Origin of the sequence: Pseudomonas sp. ICMP 8385, from assembly GCF_002699915.1 — a bacterium.
Taxonomy (GTDB): Bacteria; Pseudomonadota; Gammaproteobacteria; order Pseudomonadales; family Pseudomonadaceae; genus Aquipseudomonas; species Aquipseudomonas gessardii.
The window spans coordinates 131,805-149,112 of sequence record NZ_LKBY01000157.1 but is presented as its reverse complement, the minus strand read 5'-3'; the positions used below and the strand labels follow the sequence as shown (position 1 = coordinate 149,112).

12 protein-coding genes are annotated in these 17,308 nt (G+C 62.3%); 8 read left to right on the top strand and 4 right to left on the bottom strand.

Going from position 1 to position 17,308, the window contains the following annotated elements; all coding sequences use genetic code 11:
* Nucleotides 1–39: 39 nt before the first annotated feature.
* The gene (locus AO268_RS30670; RefSeq protein ID WP_176561428.1) at nucleotides 40–1,815 is read right to left on the bottom strand and encodes an ABC transporter transmembrane domain-containing protein; all 1,776 of its coding nucleotides are present in this window, start codon (nucleotides 1,813–1,815) and stop codon (nucleotides 40–42) included.
* Between the two features lie 244 nt (nucleotides 1,816–2,059).
* On the opposite strand from AO268_RS30670, the gene AO268_RS32860 reads away from it, so the two are divergent.
* Nucleotides 2,060–2,233, top strand: a complete 174-nt coding sequence (locus AO268_RS32860; RefSeq protein ID WP_162843708.1) for a PA1571 family protein — start codon at nucleotides 2,060–2,062, stop codon at nucleotides 2,231–2,233.
* Between the two features lie 53 nt (nucleotides 2,234–2,286).
* Here the strand turns inward: AO268_RS32860 and pdxB are convergent, their stop codons facing one another.
* The gene (gene pdxB / locus AO268_RS30665) at nucleotides 2,287–3,435 is read right to left on the bottom strand and encodes a 4-phosphoerythronate dehydrogenase PdxB (protein ID WP_099170773.1); all 1,149 of its coding nucleotides are present in this window, start codon (nucleotides 3,433–3,435) and stop codon (nucleotides 2,287–2,289) included.
* A 142-nt stretch (nucleotides 3,436–3,577) separates the two neighbouring features.
* Here pdxB and AO268_RS30660 point away from each other — a divergent pair, with 142 nt between their 5' ends.
* Nucleotides 3,578–4,963, top strand: coding sequence for an MATE family efflux transporter (locus AO268_RS30660; protein WP_099170772.1), 1,386 nt, complete (start codon nucleotides 3,578–3,580; stop codon nucleotides 4,961–4,963).
* Here AO268_RS30660 and tusA read toward each other — a convergent pair.
* Together tusA and rlmM are read right to left on the bottom strand one after the other, a co-directional pair.
* Complete coding sequence (gene tusA / locus AO268_RS30655) at nucleotides 4,960–5,211, bottom strand: sulfurtransferase TusA (RefSeq protein ID WP_076961259.1); 252 nt, start codon at nucleotides 5,209–5,211, stop codon at nucleotides 4,960–4,962. The two genes, AO268_RS30660 and tusA, sit on opposite strands and share 4 nt — an antisense overlap.
* 143 nt (nucleotides 5,212–5,354) lie before the next feature.
* Nucleotides 5,355–6,428: a 23S rRNA (cytidine(2498)-2'-O)-methyltransferase RlmM gene (rlmM, locus tag AO268_RS30650; protein ID WP_076961258.1), complete on the bottom strand. Its 1,074-nt coding sequence runs from the start codon at nucleotides 6,426–6,428 to the stop codon at nucleotides 5,355–5,357.
* A gap of 190 nt (nucleotides 6,429–6,618) precedes the next feature.
* Between rlmM and acnA the strand changes: the two genes are divergently transcribed.
* From acnA to AO268_RS30620, 6 genes are all read left to right on the top strand, one after another.
* Entirely contained in the window at nucleotides 6,619–9,360 is a 2,742-nt protein-coding gene (gene acnA / locus AO268_RS30645) for an aconitate hydratase AcnA (protein ID WP_099170771.1), read from the top strand.
* Nucleotides 9,361–9,501: 141 nt separating this feature from the next.
* On the top strand, nucleotides 9,502–10,293 hold the full coding sequence (locus AO268_RS30640; RefSeq protein WP_099170770.1) for a CPBP family intramembrane glutamic endopeptidase: 792 nt from the start codon (nucleotides 9,502–9,504) through the stop codon (nucleotides 10,291–10,293).
* 219 nt (nucleotides 10,294–10,512) lie between these two features.
* On the top strand, nucleotides 10,513–11,652 hold the full coding sequence (gene wecB / locus AO268_RS30635) for a non-hydrolyzing UDP-N-acetylglucosamine 2-epimerase (RefSeq protein WP_076961255.1): 1,140 nt from the start codon (nucleotides 10,513–10,515) through the stop codon (nucleotides 11,650–11,652).
* A complete protein-coding gene (gene wecC, locus AO268_RS30630; RefSeq protein ID WP_099170769.1) occupies nucleotides 11,649–12,911 on the top strand; it encodes a UDP-N-acetyl-D-mannosamine dehydrogenase in 1,263 nt (420 codons plus the stop codon). The genes wecB and wecC overlap by 4 nt, the downstream gene beginning before the upstream one ends.
* Nucleotides 12,912–12,924: 13 nt before the next feature.
* Nucleotides 12,925–16,557 (top strand): glycosyltransferase family protein, encoded by a 3,633-nt coding sequence (locus AO268_RS30625; RefSeq protein WP_257154488.1) that lies wholly within the window; start codon nucleotides 12,925–12,927, stop codon nucleotides 16,555–16,557.
* A complete protein-coding gene (locus AO268_RS30620; RefSeq protein ID WP_141562861.1) occupies nucleotides 16,481–17,293 on the top strand; it encodes a hypothetical protein in 813 nt (270 codons plus the stop codon). Before AO268_RS30625 ends, AO268_RS30620 begins: the two co-directional genes overlap by 77 nt.
* Nucleotides 17,294–17,308 lie beyond the last annotated feature (15 nt).

Genomic DNA, 17,308 nt, shown 5'->3' with positions numbered 1-17,308 from the left:
AAGCTGCAAGTGCCCGCGTTGTGAGACGCGGGCATTTTTTTAGAGTTCGTCGTGGCCATCGTTGAATTGCAAGGCCGCCAGCCGCGCATACAGCGGGTTGCTGGCGATCAGCTGCTGGTGGGTGCCCACTGCGACCAACTTCCCCTGATCCATCACCGCAATCCGGTCGGCGTTTTTTACCGTGGCCAAGCGGTGGGCAATCACCAGGGTGGTACGCCCCTGCATCAATTGCGGCAAGGCCTGCTGGATCAGGTGCTCGCTCTGGGCGTCCAGGGCGCTGGTGGCCTCGTCCAGCAACAGGATGGGCGCGTCCACCAGCAAGGCCCGGGCAATGGCCAGGCGTTGGCGCTGGCCGCCGGAAAGGCCCAGGCCGCCATCGCCCAGATGGGTCTGGTAACCGTCAGGCATTTGCAGGATGAAATCGTGGGCGTGGGCAATGCGCGCCGCGGCTTCGACCTGGGCAAAGGTGGCCTGCGGGTTACCGTAGCGGATGTTGTCTTCGACGCTGCCAAAAAACAGCGCCGGGCTTTGGGACACCAAGGCAAAACAGCGGCGCAGGTCCAGCGGGTCGAGACGGGTAAGCGGCTGGCCTTCGAGCAGCACCTGCCCCTGTTGCGGGTCGTAGAACCGTAGCAGCAAATCGAACAAGGTGGATTTGCCCGCCCCGGATGGCCCGACCAGGGCCAGGGTTTCGCCGGCCTTGACGCTCAGGTTCAGGCCTTCGATGGCATAACGGTCGGGACGCGATGGGTAGGAGAAATACAGGTCTTGCAGCTCCAGGCGGCCACTGACCCGCTGCGCCAACGTAATCACGCCCGTGGCCGGCGCCTGGATGTCATTGCTCGACTGCAACAGTTCGGCGATCCGCTCCGCCGCCCCGGCAGCCCGTTGCAACTCGCCGATCACCTCGCTCAAGGTGCCAAAGGCACTGCCGACGATCAGGCTGTAGAACACAAAGGCCGCCAGCTCGCCGCCGGAGATGCGCCCGGCGATCACGTCCATGCCGCCCACCCACAGCATCACGCCGACGGCCCCCAGCACCAGCACAATCACCAGGGTGATCAGCCAGGCGCGCTGGACGATGCGTTTGCGCGCCGTGGCGAACGCCTCCTCCACCGTCACCGCGAAGCGCTGCTCATCCTGCACCTGATGGTTGTAGGCCTGCACGGTCTTGATCTGGCCCAGGGTCTCGGACACGTAGCTGCCGACGTCGGCAATCCGGTCCTGGCTCTGGCGCGACAGGCTGCGCACGCGGCGGCCGAAGACCAGGATCGGCGCCAGCACCAGCGGCAATGCCACCACCACAATACTGGTGAGCTTGGGGTTGGTGATAAACAGCAACACAATCCCGCCGATCACCATCAACCCATTGCGCAAAAACAGCGACAGGGATGAGCCGATCACCGATTGCAGCAAGGTGGTGTCGGCGGTCAAGCGTGACTGGATTTCCGAGCTGCGGTTGTGCTCGTAGAACCCCGGATGCAGGTAGATCAGGTGATTGAACACCTGCCGGCGAATGTCCGCCACCACCCGCTCGCCGATCCACGACACCAGGTAGAAGCGCGTAAAGGTGCCCACCGCCAGGCCCAACACGAGGAACATAAACAGGCCGATGGACTGGTTGAGCAGGTGCGGCGATTGGGTCATGAAGCCCTGGTCCACCAACAGGCGGATGCCCTGGCCCATGGACAAGGTAATGCCTGCGGTGACGATCAGTGCGAGCAAGGCGCCGACGGCCTGCCAGCGATACGGGGCGATAAAGCGCATGGCCAGGCGAATGGCGCGGCGTTGACGGGCTGACAGCATGGAGAGCATCACCTGAGGAAGACAAACCCAAGCCTACACCGCAATCGGATTGAACTTGGGTAAATCACAATGAGTCAGGTTAATTATGCCCCGCAAGACTAGGCCCTAGAGGCTATCGGTCTAAACTGCGGCTGGAAATCCGCAGCGATTTCTGCTGGAGTGGGCATTCAAGCCGCCGCCTGACCAGGCGTTGTCACAGCTCGGTCATACGGCGCAATTAGAGTCGCTACACACCCTGATGAGGAGACAGGCCATGTCCTTGCAAACCCGCAGCACTGACAAAGTTGAAGTAATCCGCCAGCCACAGCCGTTGCCTTGCTCGTATATTGATGCCCAGGGTCGCGAAGTGCAGATTACCGAAGAGATGATCCAGGGCGCCTGCGCCGAACTGGAACGCAAACTGGTCAAGCCTGCCCAGCAAGGCTGATATGCCCAAGCTCTTTCAGACCCGGCCCTGGTGGCCGGTTTTTTTATGCGCGCCTACCAGGGTGACGGGGTTGCGCCCAGGGCGTTGACGATGGCGTGCAAGGCTGCCGACTCGCCATGGATCCGCACCTGCAAGCCATCGATCTCCCGGCGCTCCGGGTAGTGTTTGCGCAACAGGTCGAATGCCTTGCGCTGTTCTTCCACCGTTCCTACCAGGCTACGGCGAAAGTCCGCATCGTCGCGGCGCGGGTCGTAGACGCTGCGGCACAGCATCGCCAGGGCCCAGGCCGGGTCGGTGCTGGCATTGAGGTTGACCCCGGCCAGCCATGGCTCGGGCAACAAGTCGCTCAACTGAATGTTCGCCGGCTGGCCAAGGTGCGCGCACAATGCCTGGTAGATCTGCGCCGTGCCGCGCTGCTTGCCGTCCAGGCTGTAGCCGGCGATATGCGGGGTCGCCAGCACGCACAACTCGGCCAACGCCACATCCACTTGCGGCTCGCCTTCCCAGACGTCCAGCACCGCCTGCAGGTCTTCGCGCGCCAGCAACACCTCACGCAGCGCCGCGTTATCCACCACCGGGCCACGGCTGGCGTTGATCAGCCAGGTGCCCGGCTTGAGCTGCGCAAGCCGCTGGCGATCGAGCAGGTGCCAGGTCGAGCCACTGCCGGATTTTTTCAGCGGGGTGTGCAGGCTGATCACATCACAGTGTTCGATGATCTGGTCCAGGCTGGCGTAATCACCGTCTTCGGCGGCCTGGCGTGGCGGATCGCAGACCAGCACCTTCCAGCCCAGGCCCTTGAGTACCTTGACCAGGCGCCCGCCCACTTCACCGGCACCGACGATGCCATAGGTACGCTGGGTCAGGTCTGCGCCCTCGATTTCGGCCAGGGTCAGCAGGCTGCCCAGCACATAATCCACCACGCCACGGGCATTGCAGCCCGGCGCGCTGGACCACTGGATACCGGCCTTTTGAAAGTAGTCGAGGTCCAGGTGGTCGGTGCCGATGGTGCAGGTGCCGACAAACCGTACCGGCGTACCTTCCAGCAGCGCACGGTTGACATTGGTCACCGAGCGCACCAACAGCACATCGGCCTGTTCAAGGGCGGCGCGGTCGATGGCACGCCCCGGCACCCGGCGGACCTCGCCAAACCCTTCAAAGAACGCATCGAGCAGCGGGATATTTTCGTCGGCAACAATCAGCATGGCAGGCTCCTTTGGCGGACCCGCAGTGTACAGGCACCCGCCTGCGGTGCGTTTACAAATCCGCTACACAGGTATTTTCCTGACCCATCCGTCAACGCGTAGAATGCGCCGTCCTGCGCTCCTCCTTATCGGACATCTGTACGTGAACACTGCCACCCTGCCCCTTTCCCGCCCTGCCCGCGTTCGCCGGGAAGTCCACAGCCTGCTGGCGCTGGCCCTGCCGATCATGATCGGGCAACTGGCAACCACCGCCATGGGCTTTGTCGATGCGGTAATGGCCGGGCGCGTCAGTGCGCGGGACCTGGCGGCGGTGGCCCTGGGCAACTCCATCTGGATCCCGGTGTATCTGTTGATGACCGGCACCTTGTTGGCCACCACCCCCAAAGTCGCCCAACGCTTTGGCGCCGGCAGCCACACGCAGATCGGCCCGCTGGTGCGCCAGGCGTTGTGGCTGGCGCTGGTGGTGGGGTTTACCGCGTCATTGCTGCTGGTCAGTGCCGAACCGATCCTGCATGCAATGAATGTCGATCCCGAACTGATCGCGCCCTGCATGGGCTACCTGCACGGCATCGCGGCGGGCATGCCGGCGGTGGCGCTGTACTACGTGCTGCGCTGTTTCAGTGATGGCCTGGGCCGCACGCGCCCGAGCATGATCCTCGGCCTGGGCGGGCTGGCATTGAACATTCCGTTGAACTACGTGTTCATCTATGGCCATTTCGGGGTGCCGGCCATGGGCGGCGTGGGTTGCGGCTGGGCCACCGGGATTGTGATGTGGGCGATGATGCTGGGCTTCGTCGGGTGGACGCGCTGGGCCCCGGCCTATCAGGCCAGCGAGCTGTTCAAGCGCTTTGACTGGCCGCAGTGGACGGTGATCAAGCGCATCCTGGGCATTGGCCTGCCGATCGGCATCGCGATTTTTGCCGAATCGAGCATCTTTGCGGTGATCGCCCTGCTGATCGGCAGCCTGGGCGCAACCGTGGTGGCCGGGCACCAGATCGCCCTGAACTTCAGCTCCCTGGTGTTTATGATCCCCTACTCCCTGAGCATGGCCGTGACCGTGCGGGTCGGCCAGGCCCTGGGCCGTGGCGAACCCCGTGAAGCGCGCTTCGCCGCCGGCGTGGGGATGGGCACCGCACTGGTGTATGCCTGCCTGTCGTGCAGCCTGATGCTGCTGTTTCGCGAGCAGATCGCCACGATCTACACCGCCGACCCGCGAGTGGTGCAGGTGGCGGCGATGCTGATTGTGTTTGCGGCGCTGTTCCAGTTCTCCGATGCGATCCAGGTGACCGCCGCCGGTGCCCTGCGTGGCTACCAGGACACCCGGGTGACCATGGTCCTGACCCTGTTCGCCTATTGGGGCGTGGGCCTGCCGGTGGGTTACTTGCTGGGGCTCACCGACTGGCTGGGCCAGGCCAACGGCCCAAGCGGCTTGTGGCAGGGGCTGATCGTCGGCCTCAGCTGCGCGGCGGCGATGCTGGTGGTGCGCCTGGCACGCAGTGCGCGCAAGCGCATCCGCGCGGCGGGTTAAGCGAGCTTCTTGCGGATCCAGTACAGGTAAGTCCCCGCCTCTTCGCGCTGTTCCACCAGTTCATGGTCGAGGAACACGCAAAACTTGGGGATATCGCGACGGGTCGAGGGATCGGTCGCGATAACCTTGAGCAGGCCACCGGGCGCCAGGTCGCGGATGTGCTGGTGCAGCATCATCACCGGCTCCGGGCAGTTGAGGCCGGTGGCGTCGAGGGTGCCGTCGACGGGTACATCCGAAAACTGACTCATACTTCACTCCGAAAACAGATCCGCCCCTGTGTGGGAGCGGGCTGCCCGCGATGACGTGGGCACATTCAACATTGATTTCGACTGTTATAACGCTATCGCGGGCAAGCCCGCTCCCACATTTTGGAGCGGCGCCCGCCATAGGATCAACGGGCCTTGGGTTTCTTTACGTCCAGGCGGCGCAGGTGGCAGGTCACTTCCTCGCGGTCGTGGTACAGCTGCTTGCAACCGATTTCCACGCGGATGCCCCGCGCCTTGAAGCCTTCTTCGATGCGCTCCAGCAGGCGCTTCACTTCGGCGTAACGCTGCTTCATCGGCAACTTGAGGTTGACCACCGCTTCGCGGCAATGGCCTTCGCCAATCCAGGTTTCCAGCAAGGCCGCGTTGCGCGCCGGTTTCTCGACGATATCGCAGACCATCCAGTCCACCGGTTGCTTGGGGGTGAAGGTAAAGCCATCCGCCATCAAGTGTTGCACCAGGCCAGTGTCCATCAGGCTTTCGGCCATTGGGCCGTTATCAATCGCGGTCACCAGCATGCCACGGTTGACCAGTTGCCAGGTCCAGCCGCCCGGCGCGGCACCAAGGTCCACGCCGGTCATGTCGCCGTGCAGGCGCTCGTCCCACTGGTCGCGGGGGATAAAGTGATGCCAGGCCTCTTCCAGCTTCAGGGTCGAGCGGCTGGGCGCGTCACGGGGGAATTTCAGGCGCGGGATGCCCATCGGCCACATGGCCGAGTTGTTTGACTCGGCCAGGCCCATAAACACTTCGCGACCGCTCTTGAAAGTCAGCAGCAGGCGCGGCTTGCCCGGGTCTTCGACCAGTTTGCCGGCGGCCAGCAGGGCCTTGCGCAGGTGCACTTCAAATTTCTTGCAGAAGTTCGACAGTTCCTTGCCATCGTTGGTATCGACCATTTCCAGCCACAGGCTGCCGCACACCGGGAAATCCCGCAGGTGCGCGAGGATCACACTGATGCGGTCGGTTTCCGGCAAATCGATGAACACCCCACGCGCCCACTGCCTCGGGAAGATCAGCTCGGCAAAGCGCTGGCCGCGCATCAGGCGCTGGGCACCGTCTTCTTCAGTGCAGACAAATTCGGCGCAGGCGCTGCCGGTCTTGGCCTTGGCATAGCCCGAAACGTTCAGGCGCGCGGCGTGTTCCGCAATCTCGGAACAGACTTCGCCTTCAAAACCCGGGCGGCAGTGCATAAAAAGGGTGTTCATTGAATCTCCTGGCAACTGGCTTGCTGTAGCGCAAGGCCTGTCATGAAAACGCGCGCATGATAGCCGAGTTCGGAACCTTGGACTTATCCATAGAGTCCAGTAATTAGCCTGCTACTCAAAACCGGGCTAGCTTATAAGCTCTGTTCGTCCCGTCAGGTCCGTAGCCGTGCGGACCATAAGGAGTCATGTAATGTCATCCGTTGATAGCCTGAGAACCCTTAAGACCCTGCAAATCGACAGCCAGACCTACCACTACTTCAGCCTGCCCGAAGCCGCCAAGAGCCTGGGTGACCTGGATAAGCTGCCGATGTCCCTCAAGGTGCTGCTGGAAAACCTGCTGCGCTGGGAGGACGAAAAAACCGTAACCGGTGCCGACCTCAAGGCGCTGGCCGCCTGGCTCAAGGAGCGCCGCTCCGACCGCGAGATCCAATACCGCCCGGCCCGGGTGCTGATGCAGGACTTTACCGGCGTGCCCGCCGTGGTCGACCTGGCCGCGATGCGCGCCGCCGTGGCCAAGGCCGGTGGCGATCCACAGCGCATCAACCCGCTGTCGCCGGTGGACCTGGTGATTGACCACTCGGTGATGGTCGACAAGTTCGGCAATGCCGACGCCTTCGAGCAAAACGTCGATATCGAAATGCAGCGCAACGGCGAACGCTATGCGTTCCTGCGCTGGGGCCAGAGCGCCTTTGATAATTTCAGCGTGGTCCCGCCGGGCACCGGCATCTGTCACCAGGTCAACCTGGAATACCTGGGCCGCACGGTGTGGACCAAGGACGAAGACGGTCGCACCTACGCCTTCCCCGACACCCTGGTGGGCACCGACTCCCACACCACCATGATCAACGGCCTCGGTGTGCTGGGCTGGGGCGTGGGCGGGATCGAGGCGGAAGCGGCGATGCTCGGCCAGCCGGTGTCGATGCTGATCCCGGAAGTGATCGGCTTCAAGCTCACTGGCAAATTGAAAGAAGGCATCACCGCCACCGACCTGGTGCTGACGGTCACGCAGATGCTGCGTAAAAAAGGCGTGGTGGGCAAATTCGTCGAGTTCTATGGCGACGGCCTCGCCGACCTGCCCCTGGCCGACCGCGCCACCATCGCCAACATGGCCCCGGAGTACGGCGCCACCTGTGGCTTTTTCCCCGTCGATGAGGTGACCCTGGACTACCTGCGCCTGTCGGGCCGGCCGGCCGCCACCGTCAAGCTGGTGGAGGCGTACACCAAGGCCCAGGGCCTGTGGCGCAATGCCGGGGAAGAACCGGTGTTCACCGACAGCCTGGCCCTTGACATGGGCAGCGTCGAAGCCAGCCTGGCCGGGCCCAAACGCCCCCAGGACCGGGTCTCGCTGCCGGATGTGAGCCAGGCGTTCACTGACTTTCTCGACTTGCAGTTCAAACCCGCCAGCAAGGAAGAAGGTCGCCTGGAAAGCGAAGGCGGCGGCGGTGTTGCAGTGGGCAATGCCGACCTGGTGGGCGAAGCCGACTACGACTTTGAAGGCCAGACCTATCGCCTGAAAAACGGCGCGGTGGTGATTGCCGCGATTACCTCGTGCACCAACACCTCCAACCCAAGCGTGATGATGGCCGCAGGCCTGGTGGCGAAAAAAGCCGTGGAAAAGGGCCTGACCCGCAAACCCTGGGTGAAAAGCTCCCTGGCGCCTGGCTCCAAGGTGGTCACCGACTACTACAACGCTGCCGGCCTGACGCAATACCTGGATCAACTGGGCTTTGACCTGGTGGGCTATGGCTGCACCACCTGCATCGGCAACTCCGGGCCATTGCCCGAGCCTATCGAGAAAGCCATCCAGAACGCCGACCTGACGGTAGCGTCGGTGCTGTCCGGCAACCGTAACTTTGAAGGCCGCGTGCACCCGCTGGTCAAGACCAACTGGCTGGCCTCGCCGCCGCTGGTGGTGGCCTATGCCCTGGCCGGGACCGTGCGTATCGATATCAGCCGCGAGCCCCTGGGCACCGGCAAGGATGGGGCGCCGGTCTACCTGCGCGATATCTGGCCCAGCAGCCAGGAGATTGCCGACGCCGTGGCGCAAGTCAGCACCAGCATGTTCCACAAGGAATACGCCGAGGTGTTTGCCGGCGACGAACAGTGGCAAGCCATTGAAGTGCCGCAGGCCGCGACCTATGTGTGGCAAAAAGACTCCACCTATATCCAGCACCCGCCGTTCTTCGATGACATCGCCGGGCCATTGCCGGTGATCAAGGATGTACAGGGCGCCCATATCCTGGCCCTGCTCGGCGACTCGGTGACCACCGACCACATCTCCCCTGCCGGCAATATCAAGGCCGACAGCCCGGCCGGCCACTACCTGCGCGAACAGGGCGTGGAACCCCGGGACTTCAACTCCTACGGCTCGCGCCGTGGCAACCATGAAGTGATGATGCGCGGCACCTTCGCCAACATCCGTATCCGCAACGAAATGCTCGGCGGCGAAGAAGGGGGCAACACCCTCTACATTCCCACCGGCGAGAAGATGCCGATCTACGATGCGGCGATGAAGTACCAGGCCTCCGGCACGCCGCTGGTGGTGGTCGCAGGCCAGGAATATGGCACCGGCTCCAGCCGCGACTGGGCCGCCAAGGGCACCAACCTGCTGGGGGTCAAGGCGGTGATTGCCGAGAGTTTCGAGCGCATCCACCGTTCCAACCTGGTGGGCATGGGCGTGCTGCCGTTGCAGTTCAAGCTGGACCAGAACCGCAAGGCGCTGCAACTGACCGGCAAGGAGAAGATCGATATTCTCGGCCTGACCGATGCCGAGATCGAGCCGCGCATGAACCTGACGCTGGTGATTACCCGCGAAGATGGCCGCAGTGAGAAGGTCGAAGTGCTGTGCCGGATCGATACCCTCAATGAAGTTGAATACTTCAAGGCGGGCGGGATCCTGCATTACGTGCTGCGCCAGTTGATTGCTTCATAACGCGTCAAGCCCGACAAAACACCGCCCTCGGGCGGTGTTTTCATTTTTGCCGCCCGCGACAGCCGCTATAATCGCGCGCCCATCCCTCCTGTAGGCGCGAGCGGGCTCGCCCCTGCATCGACCTGTTACAAGGATTTCCCGATGTTCGCTTTACCCTGGCTATACCTGGCCCTTCTTTCCATTGGCTATGGATTGGCCCTGGCCTACGGGCAACTGGGGTTACTGGCCCTGGTCTCCGTCGGCCTATTACTGGTGGCCGGTTATGCCGTGCGCCAGCAACACATCCCCTGGGCGCGCTACCTCGGCCACGGCCTGTTCATCGTCCTGGCCCTGGGCCTGGCAATGCACTGGCTGCCGGGTTTCTACAACGGGCGCGGGATCGACCCGCAGCGCTTCACGGCCGATGCCGTGCCCTTCTCGCTGTACCTGAACCAAGACAAGCCGCTGATCGGCTTCTGGCTGCTGCTGGCCTGCCCGTGGATCGTCGCCCGCCGCCCGTTGCGCCTGTCGATCTACGCCACGGCGCTGGCCTTGACCCTGACCACCCTCGCCGCCCTTGGCGGGGCAGTGCTGCTGGGCATGATCAGTTGGGCCCCCAAATGGCCGGACCAGGCCTGGCTCTGGGTGTTGAACAACCTGTTGCTGGTGACCCTGGTTGAAGAGGCGCTGTTTCGCGGCTATATCCAGGGCGGCCTGAGCCGGCGTTTCCAACAGTTGCCCTATGGCGAAAACCTCGCCTTGCTGCTGGCCTCGCTGCTGTTTGGCCTGGTGCATGTGGGCGCGGGCTGGCAGTGGGTGCTGCTGGCCAGTATCGCCGGCGCGGGGTATGGCCTGGCGTATCGATTCGGTGGCCTGGGCGCCGCGATTGCCACGCACTTTGGCTTGAACCTGCTGCATTTCGGCTTGTTTACCTACCCGATGCTGGCGGGCTGAACCGACCCTCTTCCTGGACCCTACGGCCGCCTTCGGGCGGCTTTTGCGTTTTCGGCCGTCAAAAAACCTAACCGAACGGTCAGTGGTCGCCCATCACCCTATTCGGCAAGAATGCCCAGGCGCTTTCGCACTCACCCAACCAGCACAGGCTTCACGTGCTGGGACTGTGTTGAGGGAACCCACGCCTTTACACCAGGCACCGAATAAGAACCCATGCCCATGCCTCTCAAGACCCTGTCCATCTTCGGTACCCGTCCAGAGGCCATAAAAATGGCGCCGCTGGCCATCCAACTGGCAAACGACCCCCATTTCGACTCGAAAATCTGCGTCACCGCGCAGCATCGCGAAATGCTGGACCCGGTGCTTGAGCTGTTTGAGCTGGTGCCTGACTACGACCTGAACATCATGAAAGCCGCGCAGAACCTGCCGGATGTGACCACCGCCATCATCCAGGGGCTGCAGGCGGTGCTGGACGACTTCAAGCCGGATGTGATCCTGGTCCATGGCGACACCGCCACCACCTTCGCTGCCAGCCTGGCGGCCTATTACCGGCAAATCCCGATTGCGCACATCGAAGCCGGGTTGCGCACCAACGACCTGTATTCGCCCTGGCCGGAGGAAGGCAATCGGCGCCTGACCGGCAGCCTGGCGACCCTCCACTTTGCGCCCACACAGACGTCGCGGCAGAACCTGCTCAATGAGGGGGTGGCCCCGCAAAACATTCATGTCACCGGTAACACCGTGATTGATGCACTGCTCAGTGCCGTGGAAAAACTGGTGCCAATGCGCGCCAGGTTTGATCGGCAGTTTTCCTTCCTGCCCCCAAAACAACGCATGGTGCTGGTGACCGGCCATCGCCGCGAGAACTTTGGCGAGGGCCTGGAGCGAATCTGCCGGGCCCTGGCTGACAGCGCCCGCTACTTTCCAGAGGTGGCCTTTGTCTACCCGGTGCACCCGAACCCCAATGTGCAGCAGCCCGTAAAACGCCTGTTGGCCGGGATCGACAATGTGTACCTGATTGCCCCTCAGGATTACCTGCCCTTCGTGTACCTGATGACCCGTGCCTACCTGATCCTCACCGATTCGGGCGGCATCCAGGAAGAAGCGCCCGCCCTGGGCAAGCCGGTGCTGGTGATGCGCGATACCACCGAGCGCCCCGAAGCGGTCGAGGCGGGGACCGTCAAGCTGGTGGGCACCGATGTCATGCGCATTACCCAGCACCTCAATATGTTGCTCAACAACCAGGCCGCCTATCGAACCATGAGCATTGCCCATAACCCTTATGGCGATGGCAATGCTTGCCTGCGTATCCGCGCAGCACTGCTGGACTTTCCCCAAAAAAACGAAGCCGCCGCATGAGTGTCGAGCAGATTTGCGTCATTGGCCTTGGCTACATCGGCCTGCCCACGGCCGCCATTTTTGCCTCGCGCAAAAAACAGGTGATCGGCGTGGATATCAACCCGCACACCGTGGATATCATCAATCGCGGGGCCGTGCATATTGTCGAGCCCGAGCTGGAGCAACTGGTTCACGCGGTGATCACCCAAGGCTACCTGCGGGCAACCACCACGGTGGAACCTGCGCAGGCGTTCCTGATCGCCGTCCCCACCCCGTTCAAGGACCAGCATGAGCCCGACCTGAGCTACATCAGGGCCGCCGCCGAAGCCCTGGCCCCCGTGCTGAAAAAACGCGACCTGGTCATCCTCGAATCCACCTCGCCAGTAGGCACCACCGAACGCATGGCCCAGTGGCTCGCCCGGGCGCGCCCCGACCTGAGCTTTCCGGCGACCCACGGCGAAGCCAGCGATATCCGGGTTGCCCATTGCCCGGAGCGCGTGTTGCCGGGCCATGTACTGCGCGAGCTGGTGAGCAACGACCGGATCATCGGCGGCCTGACGCCGGCCTGTTCTGCCGCCGCCGCACAGCTGTACCAGACGTTCGTCGAGGGGCAATGCCTGGTGACCGACGCGCGCACGGCCGAGATGTGCAAGCTCACGGAAAACAGCTTTCGCGACGTCAATATCGCCTTCGCCAATGAGCTTTCCATGATCTGCGCACCGTTGAAGATCAACCCCTGGGAGCTGATTCGCCTGGCCAACCATCACCCGCGGGTGAACATACTCCAGCCAGGTCCGGGGGTCGGTGGGCACTGCATTGCCGTCGACCCGTGGTTTATCGTCAGCCAGGCCCCGGAACTGGCGCGGTTGATCCGCACCGCACGTGAGGTCAATGACTACAAGCCGCAGTGGGTGATCCAGCAGGTCAAGCTGGCGTTGGCCACCCTGCTGCTCAAGCGCACGGACCTGTCGGCAGGGAGTGTGCAGATTGCCTGCTATGGCCTGGCATTCAAGGCCGATATCGATGACCTGCGCGAGAGCCCCGCCCTGTGTATCGCCCGGCAGCTGGGCCAGGAGCTGGGGGTCAGGCTGCTGCTGGTGGAGCCGAATATCGAGGCGTTGCCCGCCGACCTGTCGATGCACGCGCTGACCGATGCCGCCGACGCCCTTGAGCGGGCGCAGATTCATGTCTTGCTGGTCAGGCACCGCGAATTCATGTCAATGCCCGCCCTGCGCGATGACCTCCTGGTGATTGATGCTGGCGGTGTACTGGCGGCTTGAGGAAATACCGAGAATGAATGCGATGGAACGCTCTTTACGCAAACAACTGGCCCAGGCCCGTGAGCAAATCGCCACGCTCAACGACCACCTGCACAGTGCCAACGCCAAGCGCCACCTGGCCGAACAGCGGCTGATCAAGACACGCGCCAGCTTGACCTATCAGTTGGGCTATCAGCTAAAGACCGCCAGCCAATCGCTGGGCGCACTGCTGCGTCTGCCAGCGGTCTTGCTCAGGCTGTACCGGCAAGCCCGCAGGCGTCGCACGCTCACCCGACAGGCAGGGGGCGACCAGACGCGCCAGTCCCTGCCGGCCCCGGCACCCCTGGTCGCAACACCCGCACCGCGCCCGCTGGCAGAGGCCGACTATATCCACAGCCACCTGTTGCCAGGCGCGCAGGACAATGCCCGGCCATTAAAAGTGGCCTGTGTAATGGACAGCTTTACCTACGATGCGTACCGCCATGAATGCCAGCTGCTGCAACTGACCCCGGCCCACGGCCTGGCGGAGCTTGAAGCCTTCCAGCCCGAGCTGCTGTTTATCGAATCGGCATGGCGCGGCCAGGACGACTTGTGGCGCAACAAGGTCGGGCACAACGGCGAAGAGCTGCGAAAGATCGTGCAGTGGTGCAAGGACCACGGCGTGCCCACGGTGTTCTGGAACAAGGAAGACCCCGTGCACTATGAAACCTTCCTCAACACGGCCAAGCAGTTCGACTGGGTGTTCACCACGGATATCGACTGCATCCACCGCTACAAAGGCGCCCTGGGGCACGAGCGCGTCTACCTGCTGCCCTTTGCTTGCCAGCCGGCGGTGCACAACCCGATCGAACTGTATGAACGCAAGGATGGGTTCTGCTTTGCAGGCGCCTACTACGTGCGTTATCCCGAGCGGACCCGCGATCTGGTCAACCTTATCAGCGAGCTGCCACGCTTGCGGCCCCTGGAGATCTTCGACCGCAACCTCGGCAAACAAGACCCCCGCTACCAATTCCCCAGCGAGTATCAGCCTTACATCGTCGGCACGCTGAGCAGCGCGCAAATGGACCTGGCCTACAAAGGCTATCGTTACGGGGTCAACCTCAATTCGATCAAGCAATCCCAGTCCATGTTTGCGCGGCGCGTCTTCGAGCTGCTGGGCTCCAACACCCTGACGGTCAGCAATTTCTCCCGGGGCCTGCGCGTATTGCTGGGTGACCTGGTGATCACCACCGACAACAGCGCGCACCGGCTCAACCGGCTCCAGGCGCTGGCGGACAACCCACAACACAGCGCCAAATTGCGCCTGGCCGGCTTGCGCAAGGTGATGCAGGAGCATACCTACGCGCATCGCTTGCGCTATGTCATGGCCAAAGTCACCGGCACCCCTCAAGCCGATCCCTTGCCCACGATTTGCATCCTCGCCAACGCGGTCAATAACGCCGAACTCCTGGCTCTGACCCGGCACCTGCAGCGGCAGCGCTACAGCAATGTCATCATGCAGGTCGTGGTCAACGTCGGTGCAACCGCCACAGACCCACGATTGCGCCTGATCAGCCGCAAACACTTGAACGCCGTGACCGTGGCCGAACTGGCCAACGGCGCAGACTGGGTGGGCGGGATGATGGCCGAGGACTACTACGGCCCCCACTACCTGCTCGACCTGGCCCTGGCCACACGCTACAGCCAGGCCAACGTGATCGGCAAGGTCGCGCACTACATGGCCGACGAGCATGGCATCCACCTGCGCAACGCCGGGCAAGACTACCGGTGCGCCCGCGCCATTGCCGCCCGGTGCGCACTGATCAAGCCCTCGGCGCTGGCCGGGCAAACGGCTTGCGCTTGGCTCCACGCCCTGCCCACCCTTGCCTACCAAGACCCGCAGGCCCTGGCGATTGACGCCTTCAACTACTGCAAGGACGCGGCTGGCACCAACCCACAGCACCTCAGCGCCAGGGTGGATGATCTGGGGGTGGACAGCGGTATCAGCCTCGACGCACTTCAACGTCACGCAGAAAGCATCCCACCGCTGCACGTGAGTGCCAGTACACCCCACATCAGCGGTGCAGCCTTGGCCAAACTGTTTGGCCCAATCGGCAGCCGGTTGCTGCAAACCGAGGTTGAGGCCGATACCTGGCACATCCGTTCATCCCTCGCGGACGGTCGCCACGAGTACCACTACGCCAGGCAAGAACTGCCCGTGGCCCAGCTGGCGAGCAGTGCGCCCCTGAAACTGTTCCTCGACACCACCCCAGGCCTGAACATTCAATTGGTCATCCTGTTTCTTGATGCCCAGCAACAACGCATCAGCACGCTGCTGCACACGGCCAACCGCAACCAGAGCTGCGACGTACCGCCTGAAGCCGCCTATGTACGCCTGGGGGTCCGCGTTTATGCAAGCGGCAGTACAACGCTCAAGGCACTGGTCCTGGGCCATCGCGATATCCAGCCGTCGACCCTGCTGGCCAAGGCCGGGCACCTGCTGCTGACCAACCATTACCCGGCCTATGACGACCTGTACCGCAACGGTTTCTTGCACACCCGTGTGAGCGCCTATCAAGCCCAAGGGCTGGCGGTGGATGTGTTCCGCCTGCGGCCCAATGAGCCGGTCAGCTACCAAGAGTTTGAAAATGTGGATGTCATCACCGGCGCCCAGGCGGCCCTGGCCACCCTGCTCGGGTCGGGGGCATACCCCTCGGTGCTGGTGCACTTCCTGGACCCGCAGATGTGGGAAGTCTTGCGCCTGCATGTGCACAGCCTGCGCATGATCGTCTGGGTCCACGGCGCCGAAATCCAGCCCTGGTGGCGACGGGCGCACAACTACGCCAGCGAAGAGCAACGGCAATTGGGCAAACTTGAAAGCGACCGGCGCCTGGCGTTCTGGCGCACGCTGCTGAACCCCATGCCGGCCAATTTGCAATTGGTCTTCGTCTCGCGCCACTTTGCCGAGGAAGTCATGGAGGACCTGGGCTTTCGCCTGCCGAACAACCAGTACCGGATCATTCATAACCCGATCAATACCCAGTTGTTTTCCTATCAGGAAAAACCGCCTGAGCAGCGCAAGAAAATCCTCTCGATCCGCCCCTATGTCTCGCGCACCTATGCCAATGACCTGAGTGTCAAGGCCATCCAGTTGCTGGCGCAAAAACCCTGGTTCAATGAACTGGAGTTTCGCCTGATCGGCGATGGGCCGTTATTTGAGGAAACACTGGCCCCCCTACGCCAATACCCCAATGTACGGATTGAAAAGGGTTACCTGAAACAATCCGAAATCGCTGAACTGCATAAACACTATGGGGTGTTCCTGTGCCCCAGCCGTATGGACACCCAAGGTGTTTCCCGCGACGAGGCAATGGCCTCGGGCCTGGTGCCCGTCACCAATCGGGTCGGCGCAATACCGGAATTTGTCGATGACGACAGTGGTTTCCTGGCGGCCCCGGACAGTTTCACCGAACTGAGCGATGCCATTGAAAGCCTGTTCCTGAACCCGGGCATTTTCCAGGAAAAATCCCTGAACGCCAGGCAACGCGTGGTCATGCAAAGCGACACGCTGCAGATTTCCAGGGCAGAACTCAACCTCATACGAGATGCAAATGACCATCGAGAAAGCGTCGACCCTACAGATCATCCTGCTCTCGACACTCGGTTGGTGCATGTCATTGGCTCGTAAATTCATGCGGGTCACTCCAACCGCCACCTTGACCGCACATACCGCACACTTCTGCGCACAAGGCCTATTGATCGTCACGTTCTTGTTGCCGATCAAAATCCTCATCCTGCTGGGCTCCGACTCGATACCCGAGTATTTACCGCCGGTATTCAAGGCGTTCAGCAAGCCCTGGCTGATTATCGGCCTCAGTGTGTTGACCGCTGTGTTTTACGGCCTGTATCTAGTCTCGGAACTCATCGCGTCGCGCTATTCAAGAACGGGCGCCGACCAACTGATGAACCGCCACCCAAAGCCGGCCCCTTTAAATAATCAGCGCCCCTTGGCAGTGCTGGTGTTTTCCAGGTTCACCCGCGGTTTGTCCGCGGCCACCTTTGTGACAACCGCCCTCGGCACCCTGCTGTATATCTACCCGGCGTTACTGACCATTGCCCTGCTCTATATTGTCGTGGCCACAGCACTGGTCATCGTTTTATACAATCGCCAAGCGCGCATTCGCTCACTTGTGCAGCGCCACCACAACCCACTGCTCAATGCCCTGTCCTCCCTGGGTTTCCTGGGAACCTTTGCCTTTATGGTCATGGACTTCCTGTACATGAACCCTGCCCCCATTTATATCGCCCTGATCTCGTTGATCCTGGTCCGGCAAAGTCTTGCCCGGCTCAAGGCGCTGATCGAGGACGCGATCTATCTGAAAAGCCACCAACACAAAATCAATGCCCTGTTTTTGGCCCATTGATTTGCAACTGCCCGA